At 39.7% G+C, this 14,724-nt stretch carries 9 protein-coding genes; 4 read left to right on the top strand and 5 right to left on the bottom strand.

All coding sequences use genetic code 11. The features are described 5' to 3' along the window. Window positions 1-92 precede the first annotated feature (92 nt). Window positions 93-2,465 (top strand): carboxypeptidase-like regulatory domain-containing protein, encoded by a 2,373-nt coding sequence (locus DBR40_RS22015; RefSeq protein WP_124561892.1) that lies wholly within the window; start codon window positions 93-95, stop codon window positions 2,463-2,465. Window positions 2,466-2,548: 83 nt separating this feature from the next. Here the strand turns inward: DBR40_RS22015 and DBR40_RS22010 are convergent, their stop codons facing one another. From DBR40_RS22010 to DBR40_RS21995, 4 genes are all read right to left on the bottom strand, one after another. After that, the gene (locus DBR40_RS22010; protein WP_124561891.1) at window positions 2,549-3,631 is read right to left on the bottom strand and encodes a PepSY-associated TM helix domain-containing protein; all 1,083 of its coding nucleotides are present in this window, start codon (window positions 3,629-3,631) and stop codon (window positions 2,549-2,551) included. Further along, on the bottom strand, window positions 3,612-6,293 hold the full coding sequence (locus tag DBR40_RS22005) for a TonB-dependent receptor (RefSeq protein ID WP_124561890.1): 2,682 nt from the start codon (window positions 6,291-6,293) through the stop codon (window positions 3,612-3,614). The genes DBR40_RS22010 and DBR40_RS22005 overlap by 20 nt, the downstream gene beginning before the upstream one ends. 72 nt (window positions 6,294-6,365) lie before the next feature. Then, the gene (locus DBR40_RS22000) at window positions 6,366-7,286 is read right to left on the bottom strand and encodes a FecR family protein (protein WP_158674110.1); all 921 of its coding nucleotides are present in this window, start codon (window positions 7,284-7,286) and stop codon (window positions 6,366-6,368) included. 67 nt (window positions 7,287-7,353) lie between these two features. Next, on the bottom strand, window positions 7,354-7,854 hold the full coding sequence (locus DBR40_RS21995) for a sigma-70 family RNA polymerase sigma factor (protein WP_158674109.1): 501 nt from the start codon (window positions 7,852-7,854) through the stop codon (window positions 7,354-7,356). A gap of 174 nt (window positions 7,855-8,028) precedes the next feature. Between DBR40_RS21995 and DBR40_RS21990 the strand changes: the two genes are divergently transcribed. Further along, a complete protein-coding gene (locus DBR40_RS21990) occupies window positions 8,029-9,402 on the top strand; it encodes a YeiH family protein (protein WP_124561887.1) in 1,374 nt (457 codons plus the stop codon). A 139-nt stretch (window positions 9,403-9,541) separates the two neighbouring features. Here DBR40_RS21990 and DBR40_RS21985 read toward each other — a convergent pair whose 3' ends face one another. Further along, a complete protein-coding gene (locus DBR40_RS21985) occupies window positions 9,542-9,781 on the bottom strand; it encodes a hypothetical protein (protein ID WP_124561886.1) in 240 nt (79 codons plus the stop codon). 292 nt (window positions 9,782-10,073) lie between these two features. On the opposite strand from DBR40_RS21985, the gene DBR40_RS21980 reads away from it, so the two are divergent. Together DBR40_RS21980 and DBR40_RS21975 are read left to right on the top strand one after the other, a co-directional pair. Further along, window positions 10,074-11,678: a tetratricopeptide repeat protein gene (locus DBR40_RS21980; RefSeq protein ID WP_124561885.1), complete on the top strand. Its 1,605-nt coding sequence runs from the start codon at window positions 10,074-10,076 to the stop codon at window positions 11,676-11,678. 261 nt (window positions 11,679-11,939) lie between these two features. Then, the gene (locus DBR40_RS21975; RefSeq protein ID WP_124561884.1) at window positions 11,940-14,714 is read left to right on the top strand and encodes a TonB-dependent receptor; all 2,775 of its coding nucleotides are present in this window, start codon (window positions 11,940-11,942) and stop codon (window positions 14,712-14,714) included. Window positions 14,715-14,724 lie beyond the last annotated feature (10 nt).

Genomic DNA, 14,724 nt, shown 5'->3' with positions numbered 1-14,724 from the left:
CAAATCAATCGTTTGTGCATTGTTTTGAAGAAATGAGCGTACTTTATTTAATAGATTCAAAAAAGTATTCCGTAAAAATTAACCCTCTCCACATGCCAGCAAAATTTACTAGTATTCTTTACCTGTTGTTTTTTTGTTTAACGGGTTGCTTGGCTCAAAACGCTAATGCACAAAGCGTTGCTGCACAGTCAGGCACGACCAATTTTCAGGAGCGGGTACATCTACATATGGATAAATCATTTTACTTACCTGGTGATACCATATGGTTTAAGGCTTATGTGGTTGATGAAGCCAATCTCCCTTCGAAAGCCAGCGGAACGCTTTATGTTGACCTGATTAATGAAAAGGATTCACTCCTTAACGGATTTACACTTCCTTTACTCAATGGGGTATCCTTTGGTAATGCTCCAATCGATATTAAAAGTAGCAAAGGCCTATATCGCCTTCGTGCCTATACCAGAATTATGGATAATATTACACCTGTTTCGTTTTTCGATCAGGTAATTAAAATAGGTGATGTTGAGCAAATTAAAAACCAAATAACTGCTATACAAGATATTGATGTTCGTTTCCTGCCTGAAGGAGGAAACCTTTTAATGGGGCTGCCTTCAAGGATTGCCTATAAGGCAGTAAGCAGAAATGGCCGTGGAGTAAACATAACAGGGAGAGTGCTAAACAGTAAAGAAACTGAAATGTGCCTGATTCAGGATACTTATCAGGGGATGGGGTCTTTTTTCTTTACTGCTGAAGAAGGAATTACCTATAAAGCGATTGTTAAAGTTAACGGAGCTGAAAGAGCAATTGATTTACCACTCGCTCAATCCAGCGGCTATACACTTGCTGTTTCACAGCGCGATACGAGCGAGCTGGTTATTAAATCGATGTGTACCAAAGATTTGATAGGTAAGGGAGAATTAAAGTTAAGTGTACATAAGAACGGAGTTGAATTACTGAGTATTCCTTTTGTTATGGATAGCCAGATGGCAAGAATAACCGTTCCGGCGGCGAAATTACCCCAAGGAATTGTGCAAATTTCGTTGTTGGCAGCTAAGGGGCAGCCGCTGTGTGAGCGGCTAGCCTTTATTGGCCAGGGGAGAAATAATGATGTTATAAAGCAGAACGGGCTTGCTATCGAATATCCAAAAAGAGGCGAAACCAAACTCGAATTGCAAACTATGGTTGATGGTGGGCCTGTAACAAATGGTTCATTTTCAGTTGCCGTTACCAATAGTGAGGTAAGTATACCAAACCTCGATAATGAGAGCCATATCTTAGCAGATTTATTACTTTCTCCGGATCTTAAAGGGCATATCGAAAACCCAAACCGCTATTTTATGGATAGCTCCGATTCGACAAGGATGCATTTAGATAACCTGATGTTGACCCAGGGCTGGCGAAAAATAAGCTGGCAGAAAAAATATAACCCTGAAAAAACGATTCAGATTACAGGTAAGGTAACTGATAAGAAAGGGGGAGTATTAGCCGCCAATGTTACCCTAATGCGTACCGGTAAAGAGTTAGGGCTAGAGCAGACGGTTACCGACAGTTTGGGGAGGTTCTCATTCGATTTGGTGTACATGGGGTTGGGGAATTTCGTAGTTCAGGCTAAAAGTGATAAATCCAAATGGTTAGCAGTTAAACTCGATTCGCTGCCAGCAATACCCATTTCGCCAAATAGCTTTACCAAAAACTATTTTAAGGATACTTTATCTTTTTTATCAAAAGAAGTAATGCAGAAAAATACCCAGAAATACCTGAAACAAGAAGGCATAAAACTGAAAGAAGTAGAAATAAAAGGAAGTAGAAAGTTAGACTACAACCCCTCAAGAGAACCAATTAATTCTGGGCATGTTTTTCAGGTAATTTTACAAAAGGACCTGATTCATGTTGAAGATATTATGGATTACCTGGCGCGGCACCTGAGAGGTAATGGTGTTATTGCTATGAATGATTATGGGGTAATGAAACCCATGTACCCACTCTACATTAAAGGAATGAATACAATTAAAATGATGCCAATATCAGTCAGCATAAATGACTTTCCTGTAGATGAATATTTTGACCTTTCAGCATTACCTGTTAAGGAGATAGAAAAAATACAGGTGTATTTGCTTGGTTCTCCGCCACATCCATCCATAATGACCATTTCGATGAAGGACAAAAACATCCTATATCAGAATTTTAGAAAAGGAACACCACCTGGTACGGCTTATTTGAAACAGGAGGGCTATACCATAAGCAAGGCATTTTATGAGGTAAAGTATCCATTGAAAAAGCAAAGTAATGAGGAGGATTTGAGAACAACACTATACTGGGCACCTAACCTAATTCCCGATAAAAATGGTAAAATAAGTGTAAGTTATTTTAATGGAGATTTAACTGGCAAGCACCGGGTTGTACTTGAAGGCTTTGATGGGCAGGGAAACCTTTTCAGGAAAGAATGGAATTATAATGTTGTAGAATAATTTAAACCGTTATTGAATAATTCATGTCACATTTTTTGATGTTCTTTAGGTTAAGGTGATTTTGCTTCTTTATAAACCGATTTTTAGTGTTGTTTTTTACCTCTCCACAACCACATTAAAAAGCCGGTTACGGGCAGTGAGGCGGCAATTAGTCCCGCAATAAAAGCAATTATTTTCCCCAAAATTCCCATTACGCTTCCGGTGTGCAAATCATAGTTTAAGCTTTTAATCTGATCGCTTAGCGACAGGGTTTCAAAGGTTTTTCCTTGTAAGAGCAGCTTGCCGCTATAACGGTCGAAACGATACTGTATGCGCTGGTGTATTTTGTCGGGATCGAGGTAAGCCGATACATTTACAGTACCACTTTTGACTGCGGGAATATTGATGAGGTAATACGCGGCCCTGGTGTTAAAAGAAACAACTTTCGATAAGATCTGGTTATTTGATGCTGCTACCAAGGTTCGCGTGGTATCAGAGGTCAATTTTGTTTTCTTTTCTACAACCAGATCAAATGACCACATCAGGCCGGTAAGGGCAATAATCAACAGGGCAATAAAGGCATAAAAGCCGAAAACCTGATGCAAATCGTAGTTCAAACGTTTCTTTTTGGCATTCCATTTAACTTTAAACTTTGCCTTTAGCACGTTTGCTTTCCATTTGGTTGGCCACCAAAGTACTATGCCCGATAATAATAGGAAAACAAAACAGATAACCGACCAGCGGATAATAAAATGGCCAACCTTATCGCCCAGTAAAAGCGTGCGGTGCAGCGATAAAACAACGTTGAAAAACTCGCGGTTGGCATCCTCATGAAAAACCACACGCGCAGTGTAAGGATCTACATAAACTTTCTCGAAATATACGCCAGATTTTAACGACCTGAACATATAGCTGCGGTTCGGAGCAGTCTGGATTTCTACCCTCGAGATTTTTTTCTTGCTCCCCAGTTTAGCCTGAGCTACATTAAGTAACTCATCAAAAGATTTTGGTTTTGCACCAGCAGGCACTTCAACGTACAAACGGTCGCGGTAAAGCACTGCTTTAAGCTCATCAGCGAAAGCGTATATAGAACCGGTAATGCCCAATATAAACACCACCAGCCCGGAGCAGAGTCCGAGCCAGAGATGTAATTGATAGAGCGCTTTTTTAAAATTTATACGAAACATTGGCTACAAAAGCTCGTGGCATTTGGGCAGTTAAGGTACCCTGGCCTGTAAAATATAATTGATTGCTCAGGTTATCAACCTTGATTCCTAAACGATATTTCCCCGTATCATAGAAAGCCGTAGCATTAATCATTACATAAGACGGAAGCGTGAATATGCCGGTTGCCAACGCATTTGAAGTAAGGTGATCGCCTACATAATTGGTGCCCAGGCCAAGCCCAAGGCCTTTAAGGTTACCAACTGGTAGTTTATAGCTAATCCAGCTATTGATCAGTGTTGCTGGCCCTGCCGAGGCTGGTCTTCTTCCTTCAAGGGCAGCCGTAGCTTTGGTAAGCTTACTGTCGTTGTAGCTATAACCGGCAATAATGTTTAAACCTGGCAGCGGGTTGGTAATCAGTTCGAGTTCTACACCTTTACTGCGCTGGGTTCCGTTTTGTACGGTAATGTTATAATTAACCCCGTTAACCATTAAATCTTCTGGTCGGGTCAGGTTTTCAACCTTGATGTGGTATACACTAGCGGTAAAGCTCAGTTTTCCGTTAAAAAGATCGGCTTTTACACCACCTTCAAACTGGTTGGCATGTTGTGGTTTAAAAGTACCCGAAACACCAGCACCTTCAGGCTGGGTTACCGGGGCAACATTGGCAAAGCCATTCATGTAATTTCCAAATACCGACACCTGATCTTTAATGATGTGATATACCAACCCCAGCTTTGGCGAAACAGCTGTTTGCATATACTGGCTGTTTACTACAATGGTGTTGGTCGCCTGGTTTAGGGTTCCTTTATTTTGAAAACGATCCACACGTAAACTTAACATGGCCAGTAAACGGTCGGTAATGTTCAGTACATCAGAAGCATAAACGCTATAAATGTAGCTTTTGGTGGTGTTTTTAGTCGGCGCTGCGGTACTTGCTGCAAGTCTGGCTTCAACGGCCGATTTAGAAATTTTAACATAATTGGCATCTGATGGATTCAGTCCGCTTACATTATCGAACACAATATAGGGCGAATTGTCGTTGTTAATGGTTTGACTCAGGTAATCGAGACCAACTACCAACCTGTTTCTTAATCCTAACACTTTAAAGTCGCCAATAAAGTTCTGCTGGATATCGCTTGCAGTATTCGTTGAATTTTGAAGACTAATATTACGTTCGAGCATCTCATCGCTGGTTGCGCCTCTAATAAACTGGTATTGATAGAACCCGTCTGATTTTCGGGAGTTGTTGGAGTAAATAGTTTGCGAACGCCAGTTTTCAGAAATTTTATAATTGGCCTGAGCTTTAATATTTACTGTTGGGTTTTTCATAGTCAGATCGTTAGATGAATAAGATCTTTTCCAGTCAAAATTTAGTTCTTGTGGGGTTGTAGCTATAAATTTTCTTACCCGGTTTAAAAAGATTACAGATGGGCTGGTAGCCTCGGTTTGTAAAAAGCCGGCATTCAGGCTAAGGGTTAACCTGTCATTTGCACGGTATTCAACCGATGGAGCGAAAAATGTTGATCTTCTGAAACCTGCATCCTGAAAACTGCCTTGATATTGGTATGCGGCATTCATTCTAAACAAAAGTTTAGAACTTTTTTTGGCTGGGCCGTAAACATCGGCGGTTAATCTGTTTAATCCGAAACTACCGGTTAAGTAATTAATTTCGCCACCTGCCGTATCAATAGGTTTTTTGGTTACAATGTTAATCAACCCGCCGAAAGAAATAACAGCTCCGCCAAAAAGAGTTCCTGATGGGCCTTTAATCAGCTCTACCCGCTCAATGTTAGAAGGATCGATTTCGCCATTGGTTTGCGCTGGGAGTCCATCTACCAAAGCTGCTTCGGTTCTAAAACCGCGCATGCTGTAATAAGAAGCACCATCAGTATTGATACCACGCGATCCCTGGATTTTATACACGCCCGGCGAGTTTTTAAGTGCGTAACTAAAATCGGTAATCATTTGTTCGTTTAACAAGGTTTTTGGAATGGTAGTATAAACCTGTGGATTATCGAGATTAGCTAAAGGCATTTTAGCTGCTGTGGTGGTCTTTTTTACCGAAAAACGGTTGGTTTCACCACCATTAATTACCACTTCATCCAGTTGCGAATTACTTTCTCTTAGGGTAAAGTTTTCTCTTAGGTTGGCATCGCCCTCTACAGTAATTTCTTTCGATTGACTTTCCAGGCCAATATAACTTACTGATAGGGTATGCCTGCCGGCAGGAACATCCTTAATGCGGTAATTTCCATCTGCATCTACAACGGTGTTGCGCGTACGATCGATACTAACGGTTACGAACTGTGCGGGCTTGCCTTCGGCTGTAGTTACTTTTCCCCTCACTTCTCCTCTAAGCTGGATTTTAATGGTAACATCTTTCCCGCTGGCAGTAAAAGCCAAACCGCTTTTTTTAGAAAGTTCGGTTAACACTTCACTAACGGTATTGGCCGATGGACTTAAAGTAATGGTTTTATCAAGCTCGGCGCTTAATCCGCTATAAATAAAGTTGAGTCCAGCTTTTTTTTCCAGTTGCTCCATCACCGCCTTAACTTTTAAGGTTCGTGGACTAATGGTAACCGGTGTATTTTGAGCGTAACCTGTATTAAAGAGTAAACAACACAGTAAAAGGACACAGCCTACTAGAATAGGCTTAAAATTCATAAATTTGTAATTGATCATTGATTGTGAGAATTGATGGTAATATTAACTATCGGGGTGTTGGCGCACTTCCGGTAGTTTGTTGTTTTAATTTTATTTATAGATTTCAATATATTTTCCTGCATTTCTGAAGCGGTAATCTGAGGCCCGTTGTATCAGTTGTAAAACCTGGCTAACGCTTTGTTTTTCGAATTTTCCGCTAATCGGATCATTGAGTGTGCAGCTCACTTTAAAACGTAAACCATATCTGTTTTCGAGAGTTTCCAATACCTGTGGCATAGGCGTGTCACTGAATTTAATTAGTCCTGATTTCCAGGCTGTAACGGCATTTGTATCTACTTTGGTAACCTCGCCAGTGCGTTGCTGCGTTTTGTTAAAAAAAAGACGTTCTCCTGGCAAAAGGATAGTTTCTGGGCTGTTTTTAGCCTTGAAACTAATTTTTCCCTGAGTAAGGGTAACCTCCATTAATGTTGCAGATTTTAGATTGCGTACATTGAAACGTGTACCCAGCACTTTAATTTCGCTATTGGCACTTTTTACCAAAAAGGGTTTTGAGGCATCGTGCTTAACCACAAAAAATACTTCGCCAGAAAGCAGGGTTACAGGACGGGTTTTTCCGGTAAACTTGCTGGGATAGGCAATGCGGCTTCCGGGTTGAAGCTCGATCTTGCTACTATCGGGTAAGGTAATTAAGGTGGGCTGCCCGTATGGCGCATTAAAAACAATGTTTTGCGGAGGGGGTTGTGTTCTGTTCAATAGCAGGAAACCTAGTGCAAGTACTGTAGCTGCAGCAATAGAACTGTATACCCTCCAGGTTAGCCGGAACTTTTTTGGGCGAGGTTGCATTTTTTCTTGTAGAGCAGAAAGGATTTCTGGTTTTACTTGCTCCTGTTCAACGGCTAGGAATGCAGGGAAATCTTCCAGTTCAAGCCAGGCCTCTACCTGCATGCGCTCTAAGGGAGTACATTTTGCTTGTGCATATCTTTCCAGTAGCTCGCCATTAATATCTTCCATATTAATAACTACCATGAAAGGCACAGTACCCTACGCAAAAAGCAAAAAATATTTTATTAGTAAAAAATCAGGCAGGATGAAGTGAGCTTTTTAGCTCTTTTAAGGCTCTTGAAATGTGTTTTTCGACTGTTTTTACGGCGATGCCCATTTCGTCGGCAATTTGTTTATAAGTGAGGTTCTGCTCACGGCTGAGCATAAAAATGCTTTTCGAAGGTTCTTCAAGCCTGGCAATCACCATTTCGAATTGTAAAGAAAGTTCCTTATCCAGTAAGATCGATTCAGGATTATACCTGCTAATTTCTATAAAATCGTTATAGTTGATGTCGGTAACATCTTCCTGATTCTTTTTGTTTCGGAAGTGATTTAATATCTGGTATTTGGTAGATCGGGCCAGGTATTTTGATGCTTCCAGCTCATTGTCAAAAATTAAACCCCTGGTCCAGATAGAAAGAAATATATCCTGACATATATCTTTTGCTGCTGCTTGGTTACCACACATGGAAAGCGCGAGGCCATACACTTTGGCCCAGTGGAGATTAAAGAAACCTACAAATTCGCGATTTTTCATGTCAAAATAAGGATATGTTGCAAATATAATCTTATTTAGACTTGTTACAAATAACGAGTTGAATTTGTTGTGGGAAAAATCATGTATTAAGAAATTTGCAAAGCAGATCACTATAAAAAAACTATAAATCATATATTTAAAATTTTAATCAGATATTTCAGCGTAAACCTATTTATGTCGACAGAAAACAGCGCTTCAGTCATTACCGGAGCTTTAACGGATGCGGAGATCACACCAAACAAAAAAACATTTTTAAAGGCTTTAACCGAAGATTGGTGGGCCGTAATTTTAGGGTCGGCTATTATTGCTGCAGTACTTTATTTAACTACTGCAGGTACAGCCATTACTTTACCCGTATTTAAATGGGCAAGTACCGACGATCTGTTGAACAAAATTTTATCAGCAGGCAATTTATTGTTGATTATCGAAACCGGTCTGGTATTTCTGGCTCTTGCAGGTATTGCCATTGCGCTTTCAGGAGGTAATGTGGTTAGGTTTGCTACCGGATTTTCGCTGATTTACTTTTTAGCCATTATTTCTTTTATTATTGGCGGTAACAAGAACGTATCCTATTATGGCTTAGAATATGTGGTTTTTGCCCTGCTGATTGGCATATTAATGGGTAACCTGATTAAACTGCCAAGCTGGTTGAAAGAAGCCGTACGCTCTGAATTTTATATCAAAACAGGATTGGTAATATTGGGTACAACTATTTTATCGGCCGATTTAGTTAAGGCGGGCCTGCCCGGTATTGTACAAGCCATTATAGTAGTGAGCGCGGTATGGTTTTTTTCTTTGTGGCTAAGCCGCAGGTTAAAAGTAGACGATGAATTCGGAATTATATTGGCTTCGGCAGTGTCTATTTGCGGCGTTTCGGCAGCTATTGTTGCTGCTGGTGCAATCAATGGTGATAAACGTAAATTATCTTATGTAACTACCCTGGTACTTATTATGGCTATCCCTATGATGGTAATCCAGCCCTGGGCAGTAAAATATTTTCATATTCCTGAAGTAATAGGAGGGGCCTGGTTGGGCGGAACGCTCGATACAACGGCTACAGTAACAGCAGCTGGAGATTTGGTGGGGCCAATTGCCGTCAAAGCAGGAGTAATTGCTAAATTCTCGCAAAATGTATTTATTGGAGTAGCCGCATTTTTTATCGCCATATGGTGGGCTTATAAAAAGCCGAAAGATGAGGCAGGCAGTGTACAAATTAAGGTCGAAAGCCCTGGGCTTAAAATTGTGTGGGAACGTTTCCCGAAATTTGTATTGGGTTTTATTGCGGCCTCGCTCATATTTTCTTTTCTACTTTCGCCTGCTACAGCAAAAAGTGTAGCACCTACGTTAAATGGTTTACGCACAATTTGGTTTGCAGTAGCGTTTATCTCTATCGGTATGGAAGCTAAATTTTCTTCACTGGTGAAACTACAGGGTGGAAGACCAGCTATGACTTTTGTTGTGGCGCAGCTGTTTAATATATTCTGGACTTTGTTATGGGCTTATATTTTGTTTGGAGGCTATATATTTCCAGTGCCGGATTTTAAGTAGAAAGAGTTTAGAATTTATTTCAAAATAGATACAGAAAAAGCGACCAAGGTCGCTTTTTCTGTATCTAAATTTTTCGATCTATTTTGATATGGGCTGAAACGAAGTTTATTTATTGCCTGAAATTGATCTTCTATTGCCATTATATAAACTTTACATCATAATCAAAACCTCTGGTTCTAATTTTGTGAAGCCATCTTTTATAAAGGTTTTTTCCAATCACAACTTTTCCATCGATAACAGTTAATGTCTCTCCTACAATAAAATTACTCAAATCCTGACGGTACTCCTTCTTAATATCTGTCATAAAGATTACATCTTTTTTTTCTGGTAATTGAATTAATGTATTTATTCTTCTGGAAATACGATCTATCGGGTTCATAAGACACTATACAATAAAATGTAGTTCAAGAATACCGAAATTATGTCTTTATTACAAGGATAGAACCTTATGCGGTTCTTTGAATTAAAAAATACAGTTTCGCGTATAAATCTCCGCCTCGTTTCACTGTAAAAAATCGCAAGCGAGAATTGTCAGATATCTAGTTTTGCTAAAGCCTTAAGCGAAAATTACTTTCATATTAATAATTAATAAAGAAATCATAAGTTTTGTTTCTCTGCTTAACATTAACTTAATCTTTACGCTCTTTCTTTGCTGAAAATTATTTTTAGGCATGATGAGATATGTTTGTGCAATCCTGATATTCTTCCAGTTATGTTTTACTGCCACTGCGCAGGAAAAGGAACTGGAGCTATTTTTTGACCATCAATCGAAAAAGCCAATCGAATCGCTTATTGAACTCAAGAAGATTTATGCCCAGTCTATAGAAAACAACGATGCGATTTTAGAAGGGAAATGTTTACAGCAAATGGGTAAGGTCTGTTACCGGCAGGGACATTTCAGGCAGGCACTCGATTTTTTTTTAAAGGCCGAAAAAATATTCAACAGTAATGATAAACCTTTATTGCTGGCTGCAAACCTGAGCGATATTGGCGTATTATACTACTACATTAAGCAGCCCGACAAAGCCATGAAGAATTATTTGCTGGCTTTAAGCATTTATAAAAAAGAGCACAATGTAAAAGGACAGGCAGCTATTTTTGGTCAGATTGGTCAGCTTTACGAAAAACGTACCCGGTATGACAGTGCTTTTTATTACCAGAACCTGGCTTTAAAAGCTAATGAGCGAACAAGCGATATTAGTGGCGCTGCTAAAATTTACGAAAACTTAGGTAGTATTTACGAAGACCTTGAAAAATACGATCTGGCTTATCAGCATTTCAAAAAATCGCTGGATTTATATCAAAAAGATCATAACGAACTTGGCAGCATAGAGGTAATTAATAACCTGGGCGATATTTTGCGTAAAACAGGCAAATATCAGGCAAGTGTTGCAGAAACACAAAAAGCCATGAAACTTGCCGATAAACTGGGCAATATCTATCAGCTGGCATCTTGTTGTAGGGATTTGGGCAAAGCATACGAGTTAATGAATCAGATGGATAGTGCCTACCATTATGTTAAGCTGGGCTATAAATATACCATCGATTTATACTCGGAAGATGGTGCTCGTCAGGTTGCTTTTCTGCAGGTGCTGTACGATATCAATAAAAAATCGGATGAGATTACCAGGCTGCAGAACGATAAAAAAATAAACCGGATTATTGCATTTTCAGCCACCATTGTGGTGCTGTTAACCGTCGTTTTAGCTTTTGTTATTTTTAGCAGGCAACGTTTAAAGTTAAAAGACCAGCAAATGCTGGCCAAACAGAAAGATATTCAGCACGATTTAACTAGTTTAGAACTTAAAAACCTGCAGCTCGAAGAGCAGCACCTTAAACAACAGCTAGAAGTGAAGAGTCGAGAGCTCTCTACGCATACTTTAAACCTGATTAAGCACAATCAATTCCTCGAAAACCTGCGCAATACCTTGCAGGCTATGGTAAAAGACGATAAACGCGATCAGAAAAGGCAAATGAATCAGATCCTTACCGAAATTAACCAAAGTTTTAACCACGAACGCAACTGGAAAGAATTTACGCAGGCTTTTGAGCAGGTGCACCATCAGTTTCTCGAGCAGCTTAAAAAGTTCAGCATTGAACTTACCTCAGCTGATATGCGCCTAATTGCTTTACTTAAAATGAATCTCGACTCAGCCGATATTGCCACTTTACTGGGAATTTCTACCGATAGCCTGAGGGTTTCCAGGTATAGGTTAAGAAAGAAGTTAAACTTAGCCCAGGGCGATAATTTATCGGCTTTTATACAGGCCCTTTAGCCGTTACATCATAAGGCTAAAAAACAAACTTTAGCGCGCAGTTACCTGCTTAACAATTTGTTAATGTAACGGTAATAAAAGCATAATGGCGTTTCTGTTAGTGTTTAATGTCTTCATTACTAGTTTTTTGTGTGTTTGTGTTGCTTTTTGGTTTATGCCTTTTGTAACGGTGTTGCCTTTATGTAACCCACATAATTTTGGGGTATAATTTGGCGTATACATCTTTGCCCCGTCGATAAAAAAAAGACAATACCAAACAAAATGAACAAACTTTTACAAATTCTGTTTTTTCTTGTTTTTTGTGCAGGCACAGCCAATGCTACAAAAATAAAAGGGCACGTTTACGATAAGCAAACCGGTGAGGCTATAGTTGGCGCAACGGTGGTGCTCGAAAACCCTAAACGGGTAACCAACACCGGACTCGATGGTACTTTTGAGTTCAAAGGTGTATCAACCGGTTCTGCTAAAATCAGTGTAAGTTACATTACTTACAAAACCATCACCAAAACCATCGCGGTAGAAAAAGAAGACAATGAACACTTAAAGTTTTATATGGAAAGTGATTCAAAAAGTCTTGATGAGATCACAATCAAAACCAATGCTGTAGCTTCTACAGATCAGGGCGCGCGCCGTTTGGAGAAAAATTCTACCCAAATCATGAACATCGTATCAGGAAGAGCTATAGAAATTTCTCCTGATTTAACAGTGGCCAACATCACCCAGCGCGTTTCTGGAGTCTCTATCGAACGCAATAGCAATGGCGACGGTCAGTACGCCATATTACGTGGAATGGATAAAAGGTACAACTATACCCTGGTTAACGGGGTAAAAATTCCAAGTCCGGATAATAAATACCGTTACGTACCGCTCGATTTATTCCCGGCCGATTTATTAGACCGTTTAGAAGTTTACAAAACCCTAACGCCAAACCTGGAAGGTGATGCCATTGGTGGTGCCATTAACATGGTAATGAAAAACGCACCCGGTAAGTTTCAGGTAAATACCAATATTTCATCGGGCTATAGTCAACTGTTTATAGACCGGAAATTTGCCAGTTTCAATTCATCAGATATTCAGTATAAATCACCTTATGAGTTAAACGGGAAAAACTATAATGCTACACAAAACGATTTTACCAAAGGAACTCTTGATTATAAATACAAAAGCCCTGCGCCTAATTTAATTGGAAGTTTATCAATAAGCCAAAGGTTTTTAGATAATAAACTTGGCGTCGTTCTGGCCGGAAGTTATCAAAATACTTATCGCGGTAGTAACAGTACATTTTACAATAATGCAGTAGCGGGAACAGATGCTTATGCGGTAATTACAAGCAAAAGCTACCGTGAGTTTTCGGAACAACAGCAGCGTACAGGTTTACATGGAAAGGTTGATTATTCGTTTAACAAAAACCATCAGTTAAGCCTTTACAATGTGTATGTTAATTTAAAAAATCAGCAACTTAGAGATGCAGTGAGCACAACATACAATGGCGTTTACAACCCTACAGCGGGTAATGCAGAGCTAGTTTATGATACTCGTAGCCGTTTAACAGAGCAGCAAATTTACAACAGTACCCTGCACGGAGATCATAAGTTTTTTGATGATAAATTCAAGGTACAATGGTCGGCAGTTTATTCATCCGCTAAAAACGACGTGCCCGAAAATACCAGTATTAGCTTAAATGGAGTAGAACAAAATTTTCAGCGCAAGCGTACAAGTTTGGTGAATACCAATCCGGTTACGCGCCGTTGGGAACGCAATACCGATGAGGATTTAGCTGGTTATCTTGATCTTACTTACCGCTTTACATTGGGTGAAAATAAACTCGATATCATGGCTGGCGGTTTATACCGCGATAAACAGAGAAGCAGTTTCTTTAATAATTATAATCTGGCACCAAATGCCAATGATGCTAAGAAATTGTACGGTGTAGATTTTCAGAGTTATACAGATTTAAGTTTGATAGTAAGCAATCCAGCAGGTGCTGTGGCCAACTCCCTTACTTACGATGCATCTGAAAAAATTGCTGCAGGTTACGGTATGTTTAAATATAGCTCGGCTAAACTTGAACTCATTGGAGGTGCCCGTGTAGAGCATACTAATCAAGGCTATAATCTGCTTTTCCCGGCGGGAGAAACTTATCCGAAAGGAAAACAGGTTTACACCGATGTTTTACCAAGTTTAACTGCTAAGTATTTTTTAAGTGATAAGGCACAGTTGCACGCCTCATACTACAAAGCTTTGAACCGCCCGGGTTTTTACGAAATTGTTCCTGGTAAAGTGATCAACGAGGAGTTTCAGGAACGTGGCAATCCAAACTTACAACGCGCCCTGGCCGATAACTTTGATTTACGTTACGAACTTTTTCCAGGTGCATCTGAACAGCTGTTAATCGGTGCTTTCTATAAGCGGATCAAAAATCCAATCGAATACACTTTCCAGGCAGATGCCGTTCGTGGACAGGATATATACTACACACCAGGCAATTTTGGTACAGCCAATAACTATGGTGCAGAAGTAGATTATATCAAGTATTTCAGTAAAATCGGTATTAAGGCAAATTACACCTATACGCACTCTCGTATTGTAACACCAAAAACAACAAGGACAATCAACTCAACTGGCGACATTCAGGCACTTTCTGTTGATCAGGAACGTCCGCTTTACGGGCAGTCAGAGCATATAGCCAACTTATCAGTATTATTTAAAGACACCAAAAAAGGCTGGGATGCACAGCTTGCAGCTGCTTACACCGGTTCACGTATTAACACCGTTTCGCAATTCTTAAATAACGATTTGTGGCAGAAAGGTTTCATTCAAATGGATGCTTCGGTTGAGAAAAGATTTAAAGGTGGTATCAGCGTTTTTGTGAAAGCCAATAATATCTTAAATACGCCAACAAAATTATTCATCAAAGGCACCAATCCGAAGAACGACAATATCAACGAAGATTTGGTGAAAGATGGTAACACCTTAATTCGAAGCGATTATTATGGCCAGAACTATTTAGTTGGCTTCAGATATAAGTTTAATTAATTGAATTTTA

The organism is Pedobacter sp. KBW01 (assembly GCF_003852395.1).
Lineage (GTDB): Bacteria > Bacteroidota > Bacteroidia > Sphingobacteriales > Sphingobacteriaceae > Pedobacter.
Note: the sequence above shows the minus strand (reverse complement) of the source record. Positions and strands in the feature narration are given on the sequence as shown.

What these genes read in the sequence shown, in the direction of transcription:
- DBR40_RS21995 (WP_158674109.1), bottom strand. Translation starts at nt 7,854, where the DNA reads ATGAAAAATCGCGAATTTGTAGGTTTCTTTAATCTCCACTGGGCCAAA.
- DBR40_RS21990 (WP_124561887.1), top strand. Translation starts at nt 8,029, where the DNA reads ATGTCGACAGAAAACAGCGCTTCAGTCATTACCGGAGCTTTAACGGAT.
- DBR40_RS22010 (WP_124561891.1), bottom strand. Translation starts at nt 3,631, where the DNA reads ATGTTTCGTATAAATTTTAAAAAAGCGCTCTATCAATTACATCTCTGG.
- DBR40_RS22015 (WP_124561892.1), top strand. Translation starts at nt 93, where the DNA reads ATGCCAGCAAAATTTACTAGTATTCTTTACCTGTTGTTTTTTTGTTTA.
- DBR40_RS21980 (WP_124561885.1), top strand. Translation starts at nt 10,074, where the DNA reads ATGATGAGATATGTTTGTGCAATCCTGATATTCTTCCAGTTATGTTTT.
- DBR40_RS21975 (WP_124561884.1), top strand. Translation starts at nt 11,940, where the DNA reads ATGAACAAACTTTTACAAATTCTGTTTTTTCTTGTTTTTTGTGCAGGC.
- DBR40_RS22000 (WP_158674110.1), bottom strand. Translation starts at nt 7,286, where the DNA reads ATGGAAGATATTAATGGCGAGCTACTGGAAAGATATGCACAAGCAAAA.
- DBR40_RS22005 (WP_124561890.1), bottom strand. Translation starts at nt 6,293, where the DNA reads ATGATCAATTACAAATTTATGAATTTTAAGCCTATTCTAGTAGGCTGT.
- DBR40_RS21985 (WP_124561886.1), bottom strand. Translation starts at nt 9,781, where the DNA reads ATGAACCCGATAGATCGTATTTCCAGAAGAATAAATACATTAATTCAA.